The 13,655-nt window shown below is 44.6% G+C and carries 8 protein-coding genes; 1 reads left to right on the top strand and 7 read right to left on the bottom strand.

Annotated elements, in window-relative coordinates; genetic code table 11:
* Nucleotides 1-56: 56 nt before the first annotated feature.
* The 6 genes from carB to ISALK_RS04550 all read right to left on the bottom strand — a co-directional run bounded on the left by carB (nt 57) and on the right by ISALK_RS04550 (nt 10,314).
* On the bottom strand, nt 57-3,266 hold the full coding sequence (gene carB, locus ISALK_RS04575) for a carbamoyl-phosphate synthase large subunit (RefSeq protein ID WP_160719571.1): 3,210 nt from the start codon (nt 3,264-3,266) through the stop codon (nt 57-59).
* Nucleotides 3,257-4,348: a carbamoyl phosphate synthase small subunit gene (locus ISALK_RS04570; protein WP_160719568.1), complete on the bottom strand. Its 1,092-nt coding sequence runs from the start codon at nt 4,346-4,348 to the stop codon at nt 3,257-3,259. Before ISALK_RS04570 ends, carB begins: the two co-directional genes overlap by 10 nt.
* A 285-nt stretch (nt 4,349-4,633) precedes the next feature.
* Entirely contained in the window at nt 4,634-5,452 is an 819-nt protein-coding gene (locus tag ISALK_RS04565) for a VanW family protein (RefSeq protein WP_201756840.1), read from the bottom strand.
* A 58-nt stretch (nt 5,453-5,510) separates the two neighbouring features.
* Nucleotides 5,511-6,542, bottom strand: coding sequence for a methionyl-tRNA formyltransferase (locus ISALK_RS04560; RefSeq protein ID WP_160719566.1), 1,032 nt, complete (start codon nt 6,540-6,542; stop codon nt 5,511-5,513).
* Between the two features lie 41 nt (nt 6,543-6,583).
* Nucleotides 6,584-9,334 (bottom strand): hypothetical protein, encoded by a 2,751-nt coding sequence (locus tag ISALK_RS04555; protein WP_160719563.1) that lies wholly within the window; start codon nt 9,332-9,334, stop codon nt 6,584-6,586.
* Nucleotides 9,335-9,366: 32 nt separating this feature from the next.
* Nucleotides 9,367-10,314, bottom strand: coding sequence for a hypothetical protein (locus ISALK_RS04550; RefSeq protein ID WP_160719560.1), 948 nt, complete (start codon nt 10,312-10,314; stop codon nt 9,367-9,369).
* 258 nt (nt 10,315-10,572) lie between these two features.
* Between ISALK_RS04550 and ISALK_RS04545 the strand changes: the two genes are divergently transcribed.
* Nucleotides 10,573-10,836, top strand: a complete 264-nt coding sequence (locus tag ISALK_RS04545) for a hypothetical protein (protein ID WP_160719558.1) — start codon at nt 10,573-10,575, stop codon at nt 10,834-10,836.
* Nucleotides 10,837-10,976: 140 nt separating this feature from the next.
* Here the strand turns inward: ISALK_RS04545 and ISALK_RS04540 are convergent, their stop codons facing one another.
* Entirely contained in the window at nt 10,977-13,538 is a 2,562-nt protein-coding gene (locus ISALK_RS04540) for a hypothetical protein (protein WP_160719554.1), read from the bottom strand.
* Between the last annotated feature and the right edge of the window lie 117 nt (nt 13,539-13,655).

Below are 13,655 nucleotides of genomic sequence, written 5' to 3'. Positions count from 1 at the left end.
AACAGTTTTTAGTTCCGTAACCTCCTTTTTTATTGCTTCCCCTTGATCTTTCCCTCTTAAAAGATGGTGTCTTGGATTTCCACCAAATTCAGAGATAAGGCATCGATAACTTCTAAAATCCCCTTCGCGGTATCTAAAGATGTAATACAGGGAATCCCGGCCTCCACTGCCGCCCTGCGAATTTTAAATCCGTCCCGTTTCCACTGCTTTCCTTTAACCGGGGTATTAATGACCATATCCACCTTGCCTGTCCGAATCAAATCCAGCACATTTCCTTGCTCCTCGCCAACCATCCCGACTTCCCGTGCCGGGATCCCCCTCTCGCCCATTCTCTTGGCGGTTCCGGCGGTGGCGGAAAAACTGAAGCCTTTTTGGTGAAATCCTTTTATCAGAGGCATTGCTTCTTCCTTGTCTTTATCCGCAATGGTTACCAGCAACCTGCCGTCCAGGGGAACCTTAAGCCCCGAAGCCAACAGGGCTTTATAAAGAGCTTTCGGGTACGAAGCTTCCATTCCGATGGATTCCCCGGTGGATTTCATTTCCGGCCCCAGGGAGGGCTCCACTTGAAGAAGCTTCCCGAAGGAAAATACCGGGACCTTTACCCCGTAGAAGGATATTTCCTCCGCCACTCCCGGGGTTATTCCCATTTCTTCTAAGGTCATGCCCATCGCTGCCTTTGTTGCAAGGTTGATCATGGGAATACCGGTAACTTTACTTAAGAAGGGTACCGTCCGGCTGGACCGGGGATTGACTTCCAGGAGAAGGATTTTTTTCCCATGAATTACATACTGAAGATTAATCAATCCTCTAATCCCCAGCCCTCGGGAAATTTTTCGGGTGCTCTCATAAAGCCGGGTTTTCTGTCCGTCGCTCAGACGAAGAGGCGGTACCACACCGATGCTGTCCCCCGAGTGGACACCGGCCCGCTCCATATGTTCCATGATCGCAGGAATCATCACTTCCCTGCCGTCGGAGACGGCATCCACTTCCACTTCCATTCCCTGGAGGTATTGATCTAGAAGCACCGGATGCCTCGGCGTAACAAATACAGAGGTTTCCATATAGTTTTTCAGCTCTTCTTCCCTATAAATAATTTCCATATTCTGCCCGCCCAGCACATAGGAGGGACGGATCACCAACGGAAAACCAATACTCTTTGCCGCCTGCAAGGCTTCTTTTTCCGTCCTTGCGGTTTTTCCCCGGGGCATGGAAATATCCAAAGACTCCATCAGCTGATTGAATTTATCCCGGTCTTCTGCTAAGTCGATGGAATCCATGGAGGTGCCCAGTATCTTGACCCCATGTTTTGCCAATTCCTCTCCCAGATTGATGGCCGTCTGTCCGCCGAACTGTATCATCACTCCGTCGGGTTCTTCGATGTCAATGACGTTCATCACATCCTCCGGAGTAAGGGGTTCGAAATACAATCGATCCGATGCGTTGTAATCGGTGCTGACGGTCTCGGGATTGTTATTGATCACAATGGATTCAATACCAAGCTCTTTCAGGGTCCAAAGAGCATGAACGGTGCAGTAGTCGAACTCCACTCCCTGGCCAATCCGAATGGGCCCGGAACCTAAAATCAACACCTTTTTCTTCCTGGAGGGACGGGTTTCATTTTTCCCTCCATAGCTGCCGTAAAAGTAGGGGGTTTTGGCTTCGAATTCTCCGGCACAGGTGTCCACCATATGATAGGCCGCTGTCACCCCCCGCTTTTTTCTCTGTTCTCGAAAATTCTTCTCCTCCATCCCTAAGTGTTTGGCGATCACAGCATCGGAAAGGTTCATGGCTTTCGCCTTTTTCAAAAGTTCCGGGGACATTCCCTGGAAACCGTTCCCTTTCAGGGACTGTATTTCCTTTTCTGTTTCCACCAGATTTTCGATTTTCTTTAAGAAAAAGAAATCCATACCGGTTTTGTTGTGGATCCAGGGAAGACTAATTCCGGCAAATATCCCCGCCGCAATATAAAACATCCGCTCGTCATCTCTGTAAAGGATACGCTTTAACAGTTCCTCTTTTCCCAGGGCCACAAGCTCCGGCAACAGGATGCTTTCCCGTTCAAGCTCCAGGGACCGGATCCCCTTCATCAGTGCTCCCTCAAAGCTTCGGTCCAGGGCCATGACCTCCCCCGTGGCCTTCATCTGGGTTCCCAGCTGTCGGTTCGCCTTTTTAAATTTGTCAAAGGGCCATCGGGGAATTTTCACCACCACATAATCCAGACTGGGCTCGAAGGCCGAGTGACCGATTCCGGTTACAGGATTGGGTATTTCGTCCAGGGTAAGACCTACGGCGATTTTAGCCGCAATTCGTGCAATGGGATACCCCGTAGCTTTGGAAGCCAAGGCACTGGAGCGGCTCACCCTAGGGTTTACTTCAATGACGATATAGTCCATGCTTTTGGGGTCCAGGGCAAACTGTACGTTACACCCTCCTTCCACCTTCAGCGCCCGAATGATTTTTAACGATGCGCTTCTTAGCAGCTGATACTCCTTGTTTGCCAGGGTTTGACTGGGCGCCGCCACAATACTGTCTCCGGTATGAACCCCCACCGGATCCACATTTTCCATGCTGCAAACCGCAATACAGGTGTCCTTCTTATCCCGAATAACCTCAAACTCCACCTCTTTCCAGCCGGCTACGCATCGCTCCACCAGTATTTGTCCCACCCGACTGCTTTTGATTCCCAGAGCGGCAATCGTCTTAAGCGCCTCTTTATTTTCAGCAATGCCGCCGCCGGTGCCCCCCATGGTATAGGCGGGTCGCACAATCAACGGATAACCGATTTCTTCGCCGTAATCCATGGCATCCTCCAAGCTGGTGACGACTTTGCTCTCGGCAATGGGCTCACTAATCTTCCCCAGTAGCCGGTTAAACAGGTCCCGGTCCTCGGCTTGCTGAATAGCCTCCGGCTGGGTACCCAACAGTTTAATCCCCTCTTTATCCAAAAACCCCTCTTCCGCTAGGTCCACGGCGAGATTCAGGGCCACCTGTCCCCCCAAGGTAGGCAACAAACCTTCGGGTTGCTCCTTTCCCAGGATTTTTTTCACAAAATCCGATGTTAAGGGCTCCATATACACCCGGTCCGCGATTTTGGTATCCGTCATAATGGTGGCGGGATTGGAGTTGATCAGGACCACTTCAATGCCCTCTTCTTTCAGTGCCAGGCAGGCCTGGGTTCCCGCATAGTCAAATTCTGCCGCCTGTCCTACAATAATAGGGCCCGATCCGATTACCACTACCTTTTTTAACTTTTGATCTACAGACATCCCATCACCCCGCTTTTTTCTGTCATTCCATAGAATTGGTCGAACAATTCCTGCGAATCCATGGGGCCGGGGGAAGCTTCAGGATGATACTGCACGGAAAATACCGGATCGGTTTGATGACAGAGTCCTTCAACGCTGCCGTCATTTAAGTTGATATGAGTCACTTTCATGTTTTTCGGCACTTTTTGAGCATCCACGGTATAGCTGTGGTTCTGGGAAGTAATCCTTACCTTTCCCGTTTCCAGATCCTTTACCGGATGGTTCCCTCCCCGATGACCAAAGGGAAGTTTAATCGTATCTCCGCCGTAGGCCAGATTCAGAAGCTGATGTCCTAGACAAATCCCCATGATTGGGGTTTTGGAATCGATCAGTTTTTTCATCTCCGGGATCACGTCTACCAGATCCTTCGGATTTCCCGGACCATTGGATAACAGGATTCCCCCGGGTCTTTTGGAAAGGATCTCTTGGGCTTGGGTTCTTGCTGGATAAACGGTGATACGAAAACCCCGTTTAACTAACTCTTTTAGGATTCCTTTCTTGATACCGAAATCCATCACCGCAATCGGAACTCCCGAGGCTTCCCCTAATGCATAAGACCTTTTTGTTGTCACGGAGTCCACCGGATTTTCCATCTTAATTGTTCGGTTTTCAGTTTCCCCCTTTTCCCGGTTTGCTGGATCCCACTGGGGTAAAATCCTTCCCCTCATGGAACCTTTGGCTCGAATATAGCGGGTTAAGCTTCTGGTATCCACACCTTTTATGCCTGCGATCCGGTGATTGTCCATATATTCCTCCAAGCCTCCCAAGGATCGGTAGTTGCTCGGATGTGTACACAGTTCCTTTACAATAAGGGCTTGTACCTTCGGGGCCTTTGATTCGACGTCCTCCCCGTTAAATCCATAGTTTCCGATCTCGGGATAGGTCATCACCACGATTTGGTTGGTGTAGGAGGGATCCGTCATCAGTTCCTGATATCCGTTCATTCCCGTGTTAAACACCACCTCACCCAACACCTCCTTTTCCCTTCCGATGAACTCCCCTTGATAGGTTTTTCCATCTTCCAACACCAGTTTTGCCTTCATATCTATTCCTCCTATTGCAGATTACCGTAAGATCTTAAGTGTTCACCCCATGCATAAAAATAAGCCCTGTCCAAAAAAAGAGACAAGGCTTAGGGATATCGTAAAGATATCTGCATGATATCCGATGACACCTAAAGGAAATAGAATGTATGTATTCTATGAAAATCCTTGTTAGCCTCTCTGGACTATCTTAAAAGATCTTATGATTTCAGTAATCATACCAAAGGGGGCTTAAGTTGTCAATAGATATTTATGCATTTATGTTTATTTTTATTATTCTGATATTTAACCTTCCCCCTTCAATTCTCCCTGTTCCAAAAAAGGCTGATACATCATGATGGCATGATTCTCCGTAACGTACTGATCATCAATCATAACCCCCTGGGAATTTTTCACTTTCCGGTGAATGATATTATGGCGAAGATAGCCTCCCCAGTATTCATGGGTTACCCAGTGTTCTTTTTCATAGACTTCATAGTTGTTTTTTAAAGCCGCTTCTCCCCGCCATGCGCCGATCAGATGAGTGTCACTTACTTCCAAACAAAGCTGCATCGGGGTGTCGGTCTCATTTTTAATCTGCAGATCCACATAATTATACACACAAGTGGCACCGCTGCCAAAGGGCTGCTTTCTCTTCACGTCGGGAAACACATCGTAGCTATGACGATTTCTCTCGGTAACCCTCAGCGGTGTATGAAGGGTCATCCAGTAAATAAGATTGGAAAGCTGACAAAGCCCTCCTCCCACATTGGCAATAAAACTTCCATGGGAGAGCTGCATTCCTTTTAGATACCCTTTTTTTGCGGTGGGATTTCCGATTCGTTTCCAGTAGGACAGAGTCTCACCCGGATATAGCACCAGGCCGTTTAATCTTTTAATGGCGATTTTTAGATTTGTCACTTTGTTTTCCTGAAGCCACATATCCACGTTTTTCAGTTTTCGATATAAGGGGGTTCTATGGCTGAAATACAGATGGGGGCGGATTTCCTTTTCCTGTCGATGGGCATATGGCTCCTTGGAAAACTGCCACTGAAGATGTTTTCTTAGGGTATAATAGTTTTTTCCGAGTAATAGTCGGAACTTGCTGCGCTGAATCGGCTGCAAATAGATAACCTCCTTATGAAATTGCTTGGTGTTTCGATATTGCCATCAACTCAGAATCTCATCTTGCAGTTAGCAGTTGTCTTATCAAATCTTTCATTGACCAACGGGATTTCAACCGGACTTCTCCATTTTTGCAAATCAGCCGGTATCCCTCTTTGCTTTTTTCGATATCCCCCGGTTGTAATCCTTTTGCCATTAACGGGGTATTCTCTGAGGGTCCTTTTAGTTCCCGGTAATCGACAACTTCCCAAAACCCGCCTAAGTATGGAGGGTTAAGCTCCATGGCGCCGGTACCTCGAAGAAAATGATATACCCGCTTAACATCCCAGTTCTCCCAGTCGATGAATTTCTCTCCCCGCTGAATACAGCGGCCTTTGAACAGATTCCTTGAAGTTTCCTCGTGTTTTTTGCGCTGCCCCTTTCCATGATGGCTTTGTTTTGTAGGCTTTTCCTCCGGTTGCTTTCCCTTGCTCTTTCCTTGGATCTTTCCCGCCTGCTCTATCTCCCGAACAGTCTTTGTCATCAGCTTTGTGGCTAGTTCTGTAATCCGGTGCAGCAACGCCTCTTCTTTTAAGCCTAATTCAATGGGAAACTTCTCTTGAAGCAGGATTTCCCCCTCGTCTTCCCTTTCCGTCAGGCGATGGATGGTTACGCCGCCCTCCTTTTCCATATGGTAGTACTGCCAGAACCAGGGAATGGCACCCCGGTAATTAGGAAGATAGGACCCGTGGGCATTGATTCCTCCATACTTTGGAATTTCTAAAATGTTTAAGGGGATCCGGTCCCCGAAATAGGATACACAGATCAGTTCAGGCTGAAGTTCCTTTGCTTTTTCTTGAAATTCCCCTGTATCCATTGGACAAGACTGGGTGTTGATATGAGGGATGTTTTTCCTTTTCGCAAAGCTCCTTAAGGTTTTAATCCCACCGCGAAAATTCTTTCCATAATGATAAATTTGCCGAAGAAATTCTTTCGAAGCACTACCCTTCGGGCTCCACTCCAACACACCGACGATTTGATGTTCTCGGTCTAATTCCATAAGGGGTTTTATGGATTTCGCATGATTGGTGCCGAAATAAAGAATCTTCATGATTATGGGTTTCACCTCATTTTCTTTCGAATTTGAACGATCTACTCTTCTAACGCACCAAAGAATTCATCAATTGCATAGCCTCTCAGTCGATCATCATTGATGATCATGATATGGGTGTCGGTATTGAGAACTTTGTTGGCCTTATCAATGCTTACAATCTTGTCTTCCCCTTCACTATTTTTATATACATAATGGAAAGTTTCGTTGAATGGAGAAAAATTCTCAAGAGTTGACCCAGCAAGAACCCCATAGCCAAGGTGAGCATAATCTTTTATTGGATGGGAGCTATGTCCATGTCCCAAAGTACTTAAACGATCATAGCTTTCCTGATAGTTACCGATGGGAAATTCCATCACATCCACAACTTCAAAACCTTCCAAATCCATGAAACTTTTTACCGGCTCATCTCCCTGATTTTTTGATGCCTTCTCCTCCTCAAAAGTAATACGGTAGATTCTTTCCACGAACTCTTGCTCGTCTCTACCCGCACCCGTTTCATCTTCCGTTATTTCCTCACCACTATTTACAACGATCTCTTCCGTCTGGTGATTAAAATAGTACCTCTGGTTGGAATATTGATTTGGTCCAAGGATCCCTACATGCTGAAGTTCCTCTCCTTCTATATTCCATAGATAATGAAAGGAAGGAATACCACCGACTTCAGCTGCCTCACGAACCGTTGTAAAAAAGAGGTTGTCACCAAAAATCTGTCCGGATTCATACTGCTCTACTCCCGGTGCTCCGGGCTCTGTTCTTCGGTAGGTGCCGCCCTCTCCGGTTTTTCGAACCTGCTGTTGTTCAATATCTAAGGTCAGCCAGCCCTCCTGTTCGGTAAATATCATATTCTTGCCATTCTCCAGACCATCCACATCATAGGGTACAAGGGCGTCAATTTCATCCCCGTAAGGAATCTCCGTCAGCTCCCGGTCTTTCATATCATAAACCCATAAAGGGGCATCTTCCATTTGACTTAATACTTCCTGATTCTGCTCTTCAATATCCTCATTTTCGTGAGCTGTTGAGAAATTAAGAAAATTATTCCAGCTGCTCATAGCAGGAAAGGAATGAAGGATCATCAAATAGCGGCCGTCCGCCGTTACATCATAGACAAAGCCCGGCAAATAAGTTCTCGAAGGAGATCCCACTTCAGGAATGGTATACTCTTCGATTACCGGTGTTTCAGAAAGAAGTATTTCATCATCTTCAAGATCAATTACCCGCATACTCTGCTCATTTTTAAGCTCTTTAGGCAACCCTTCCCACTGATCTTCGGTAATCCTGAGGTTTTGACCAATAAGAGCATAGATACGGCCATTGAAACTGTTAAGAGTCATTTCAAAACCAAGCATTCGATCAATATTTGGCAGTTCTGGTGCCCCTTCCACCCTTTTTCGGGCGATTTCCTTTCCACTTTCCACATTAAATGATTGATAATGCAGAGCTTCTTCCTTCTCGTAGAGAAAATGAATTTCTTTTTCGGTTAACAGCCAGTCATGAACAGCATCGGCCTCAAAGTCCAAGGCTCCTTCCCATGCAAAATTCAAATCTTCCACTAGAAAATCCGGTCGCTCCTCTTGATGACTTTCCAAATGATCGAGGTCTTGTCTATTCACAGTAATCTCATGATCCTCCTCGAGATCTTCACCCCTTAGGGTCCACCGAAATTGATAGCCGGTGTATGCGTCCCCCAGAAGTACAATTTCATCTTCCTCTTTTTCATTAATCCTCGTAATAATTAGGCGTTCTTCCTCGGGACGGATTTCAAAATCCTCGTAGCCCTCTATAAAAAAACCAGGAATTTCATAAGGTTTGTTCAGAAAGTTTAAGTAATCATTGAGTTTTACGGAAGAGTGCTCCATTTCTCCACTATCACTTGCCTCCAGGGCGAATCCGATACCTTTTTCCTCTAATGTGATCTCTTTAACCTCTTGTTTTTCCATATCTTTCTCATCGAAAAAAGACTGCATTATTTCCTGTATTTTATGGATCCCTTCTCCACTGCGATCTTCTCCAAGATCCTCATCATGAAGTTCCGACAGTAACATGCTTTCGATTTCTTGTTTTAAGACTGCTTGATCATATAACGGATATTCAATGGCATAATGATTTTTCCCGTCACCCTCTTTCCTGTCCAGGGTAAATTCCCCAGCTTTCACTTTCTTTTCATAATAAGATATCAGTTCTTTTGCTTTCTCTGCATTTCCCATCTCTTCATCGAAGGGGATCTCTTCATCAAATAATGTTGATAGAGATTGATGCCTCCAGTAATAAAACTGGGGAATATCCCGATTTGCAGAATGGACTTCTAAGGCTTCCTCCGAGGCAATTTCCCACTGACCTTGATCCTTTTCTCTAAATTCCACATCTACGGAAAAAACGTGAGGTGGTTTGTCTAAGTAGATCTCTTTTAATGCTTCATACTCCCGGGTATAATAATCCCGGTCCTCCTCTAAAAGATCGTGGATACTCATGCCAACCAGATATTCTTCTAAAAGATCGGGAAGGTTGATCATTCCAATATTTACTTGGGCGGTTGCTTCTCCGGAACGGGTTTCCTTAACATCCTCTAACCCTAAAAATTCAATGGTTTCCAATTCCTCTTGAAAACGGTATCCGTCGGCCTCTTCTATTCCACTGGAAATATGTTCTCGAACCGCCGCTTCCATGCCTTCTTTCATTTCGCTTTCCCTCGTCGTTCGGGTATTGAATAAACTCAGAGCCACCACTACGATAAGAATCACAGGGATTATCATTAACATTCTTTTTCCTTCCTTATTTAAATCCTTCATCAAAGTCCCCCTTAATCATTGAATATCGATGTTTAATTACTGATTTCATTGACTTCATAACCTCGTACTCCGAATTTTTTCTCTTCCACCTCTTCGATTTCATAAGTAAGTTCATATGTTCCGGGAGATAAACTATATCCTTCTTGAATATTTTCAATGACTAGAACCAGACTATCATCCTTCAGCTCAGTATCCACAAGGTCATTTTCTTCTGCAAGCAGTTCGATGGCAGGGTGCAAAGGACCAAAAGTCGCCCCCATAGCACTAGCCAAATCTACGTCTGTAATCTGTAAAGGTGTTACGCCCCTCCACAGATCAGAACCGTCGTTATCCGAATGTCCATAAAACCAACGGTGGACATATTCCTCAAAAGGCTCCGCTTCCATTAAGGCTTCTTCTGTCAAAACTACGGTTTCTAACCTGTCCGGTTTAATCTCATCGGTTATATTTAAAAAGTTATTATGAAATAGAATGACCTCATCCATTCTCCAGCTTTCCATCGACTGAAACCATTCTAAAAGACCTTCTTTTGAACCTTGTAGCACTTCCTCATCCAGAGGTTCAAAACGGTTTTTCATGACGCCGTCCATATATTCCTTCGCCATTTCTTCCGTTACTACCACTCCCTTGGACAGTGCTTCAATAACCCGATCTCTGCTGCCTATGTTCGAATATTCTTCATCCCATTTAAACACCGCATTTTTACCTTCGCCGGAAAGCTTTGAAATAAGTTCCCCGGCAACACTCCATTGTTCCTCCTTTAAAGCGGTTTTAATTTCTTCGAAGTTTTCCCTATCCTCTTCAAGTTCTTCAGTTTCTTCCTCACTGTTTTCATCTTCTTCACGTTTTTCTTCTATAACCTCTTCTGCCGGTTCCTCATCGGTCTCTCTGCAGGCTGTAACAGATGCGGCCAGCAGTAAGATTAGAATAAGCAGTCCTACTTTTTTAAGCGTCCAAACTTCTTTAGTCCCCTTTGTCATTCTTAGCCTCCTCGTATTTTTGGGATTTATCATAATTTTCGCACTTCTTTTTTAACCCTAACATAGGGACGTTTTACTTTCAATGATTTCCCTTCATCATTCTTCGACAGGAGTTTGACTCCGCCCCAAGACCGATTGATAAATGCCCTGCAGGATGACTTAAAAGAAGACCTTAGACGGTTATTGAAATTCAATATCCGTACTATAATATACACAAGATCAAAAGCTACATAAAATATAAAAAAAGGAGCGATTACATTGGAAAACATTTTAGAAATGAACGGATTTGAAACCATCACCACAAAAATCGAACAAATAAAGGAGGGAGAACAAATGGAGAAAACTTTAAAAGCACAGAACGAAACCTTTAACGTTACCATCGATAAAACTAACAGCCGAAAGCTTACATTGATTTTTAACAAAGCCCATGATAAAGTAGCCCAGATCTTAAACCATAGAGAAGTGGAAAAAGACATCCAAAAGGCGAAGGAGAACTACCACTATGGAAACTTCTTCGGATAAAAAAATTAGAACCAATGATAAACATCAGAATAGGAAGAAGAGATTAACCGCCTAAATCTCCATCCATTGATGAGAACTTAAGGCGGTTTTTCTATGCCACCTTTTTTTGCAATAAACCGGATACCTCCGCCCCCTTTGGTCTAAGGATAAATCAGCTCCCCTTCTAAGGTAAAGTACACATGACTTCCCCCTTTTAGCAGTTCCAGCTCGGGGATGTAACGGATAGTGAAGTTGTTTGTTTCTCCCCTAAGGGGCTCTTGATAGATCACTTCCCCCTTTTGATCAATGATCCTTCGCTCCTCTGCGGTGGAAACTCCGGCAAATCCCATATAAAAGTCTCCCCCTTGGTCATATTCACCGGGTATTTCATATTTCGGTTCGATAAACCATTCATTTTTTTCGTCCTTGTATCCCATCTTTCCATCCCGCTCTACTCTTCTGCGATCATCCTGCAGTAAGTATATCTCCCCTTGTTCTTCTCCCGGTTCTACAATCCATCGGTTATGATAAAAATCATATAGTCCTTCCTGTTCATTAACGGTCATAACTCCTTGAATTACATCACTGTCATAATGATTGATCCAAGTTCCCTCTTCTAATGCACCGGGTTCATCAAATAGAAAATCCGTAGCATACTCCAAGGCTTTAACATCTACAGCGGCCCACTTGCCGTCTTTTTCTGCAGCAAAGTACCTCGGCATATGAGGATATCGGTTCCTATAATCCCTCCTGTTTCCTTCAGTATCCAGCCCTATTGCATCAACGCTCGGTTCTTCCAACCATGAAGTATCCTCTGTAAGAATATAAAACCCGTATTGGTCTCCGGATTTAATGGAAAAGATGCTTCGACTAAAACCCTGTTCTTCCTGATCAAAGGAAAGTAAATGTTTTATTTCATCGTAATCTTTATCCAGTAAACCTTCGTTTTCTTGATTTATAAGTCTCTCTTTCCCATCCTTTACCGCAATAACCGTCTGTTGGTTTTCCTTCAGTTCCGTAGGGGGCTGCCTCCTTGTCTGAGGTAATGGGATCCTCACTTCATCATACTGAGGTTCAATGATGATTTTGCTATCATACTCCCCGGTAGCCACTCCCTCTTTCAGCTTTACCCCCCACAAACCGTTTTCTTCATAGGGTTCCATCCACCGATTCTTTTGATTTTGATCGTTATTGGAAGACCTTCGTGCCGCTTCCCTTATTTCTCGTATTTCTTCATAGCTCACATCTTTATGCACTTTACCTTCTTCGTCAATTACATAATCCACCGGCTGTTCCCCTTCTTCAATGCGTATACAGAATATAAGGGGCAGATTATAGACGTCCTGGGGTATTCCTTGATCCATTGAGGCAGAATGATAGAGTCCTTCTACAGGTTCCACCACCGCTTTTCCCTCCGGATTAATAAATCCGGATCCATCCTCTGTATTTACTGGAAGCATCTTTGAGGATACATTTTCTTTATGATAAACCTTGGCAAAATCAAAGCTCTGATGACTTTCAAGAAGATCCAGTTCTTCTCTTTCCACTGTAACGGTCTTGCCCTTTTCCAGTTCTTCCTCATTCAGGGTCCAGCCTTCAAACTGATGGCCGGCGGAAATCTTTCCCGAGAGAATGATTTTTTCTTCCTCCTCTTGACCAATACCGGTAATAATCAGGTGCTCTTCTTCTGGGCGGATTTCAAATTCCTGATACCCCGCCGTAAAGAATTCCGGAATTTCATAGGGGGTACTCATAAATTCCAGGTACTCCGCAAGTTTTGTGTGAGGATTTTCTATGGTTTGGTAATCCCTTTCCAGGGCAAATCCGATGCCCTTTTCCTCTAGGGTGATCTCTCCCAGGCTTTGTTTTTTAAAATCTTCCTGATCGAAAAAGTCCTCCATTACCTCTTTTATTTGGCCGACCCCCTCCCGGTGATTTTCTTTTCGAAGCTCCCCATCATTAAACTTCGACAAAAGCATAGTTTCAATTTCCTGATGGAGGGATGCGGGATCGTATCCTTCATATCCAATGGCGTAATGATGCTTTTCTTCGCCGCCTTCTCTTTCCACGGTAAGGCCTCCGGCGGTCAACTTCCTTTGATAGAAGGCGACCAACGATTGTACCTTCGGATCATTTTTCATATCATCATTGAAGGGAGTTTCATTATCAAAGCTCTTGGATAAGAATTGCAATCCTCCGTAATAAAACAGCGGGATATCCCGGTTTGCAGAATGGATTTTCAAGTCTTCCTCCGAGACAACTTCCCACTCTCCTTCGTCACTCTCGCGAAATTCCACATCCGGGGAAAAAACATGGGGTGATTTATCCATGTAGGCCTCTTTTAACGCTTCATACTCCCGAGTATAATAATCCCGCCCCTCCTTTAAGTGATCCTGAATATCCATATCTACCAGAAATTCTTCCAATAAATTCGGAAGATTGATCATTCCAATATTTACCCGAGCTGTTGCTTCCCCGGAACGGGTTTCGTTAATATCATCTAACCCTAAAAATTCAATGGTTTCCAGTTCCTCTTGAAAACGATATCCGCTGGCCTCTTCTATCCCAACTGCAATCTGTTCTTTTACCGCGGTTTCCATGCTTTCTTTCATTTCCCGTTCCCTCGTCGTTCGGTTATTGATCAAACTCATAGCGACCACTGCCAGTAGAATCACAGGAATAATAATTAGCATTCCTTTTCCTTCTTTGTTGAGATCCTTCATATAGAGTCCTCCTTAATTACCGCCACAATTACCGCGACTGGTTTTTGACAAAATATTCATACAACTTTCCTTCATACTATTATAACAATATGGGAATTTCAATAATTTTCTTTCAGC

Origin of the sequence: Isachenkonia alkalipeptolytica (assembly GCF_009910325.1) — a bacterium.
Classification (GTDB): Bacteria; Bacillota; Clostridia; order Peptostreptococcales; family T1SED10-28; genus Isachenkonia; species Isachenkonia alkalipeptolytica.
The sequence above is the reverse complement of the archived record's forward strand: the minus strand, read 5'-3'. Positions and strand labels throughout refer to the sequence as shown.

Coding starts and splice junctions, on each gene's coding strand:
- ISALK_RS04550 (WP_160719560.1), bottom strand. CDS start 10,314: ATGACAAAGGGGACTAAAGAAGTTTGGACGCTTAAAAAAGTAGGACTG.
- ISALK_RS04570 (WP_160719568.1), bottom strand. CDS start 4,348: ATGAAGGCAAAACTGGTGTTGGAAGATGGAAAAACCTATCAAGGGGAG.
- ISALK_RS04555 (WP_160719563.1), bottom strand. CDS start 9,334: ATGAAGGATTTAAATAAGGAAGGAAAAAGAATGTTAATGATAATCCCT.
- carB (WP_160719571.1), bottom strand. CDS start 3,266: ATGTCTGTAGATCAAAAGTTAAAAAAGGTAGTGGTAATCGGATCGGGC.
- ISALK_RS04540 (WP_160719554.1), bottom strand. CDS start 13,538: ATGAAGGATCTCAACAAAGAAGGAAAAGGAATGCTAATTATTATTCCT.
- ISALK_RS04560 (WP_160719566.1), bottom strand. CDS start 6,542: ATGAAGATTCTTTATTTCGGCACCAATCATGCGAAATCCATAAAACCC.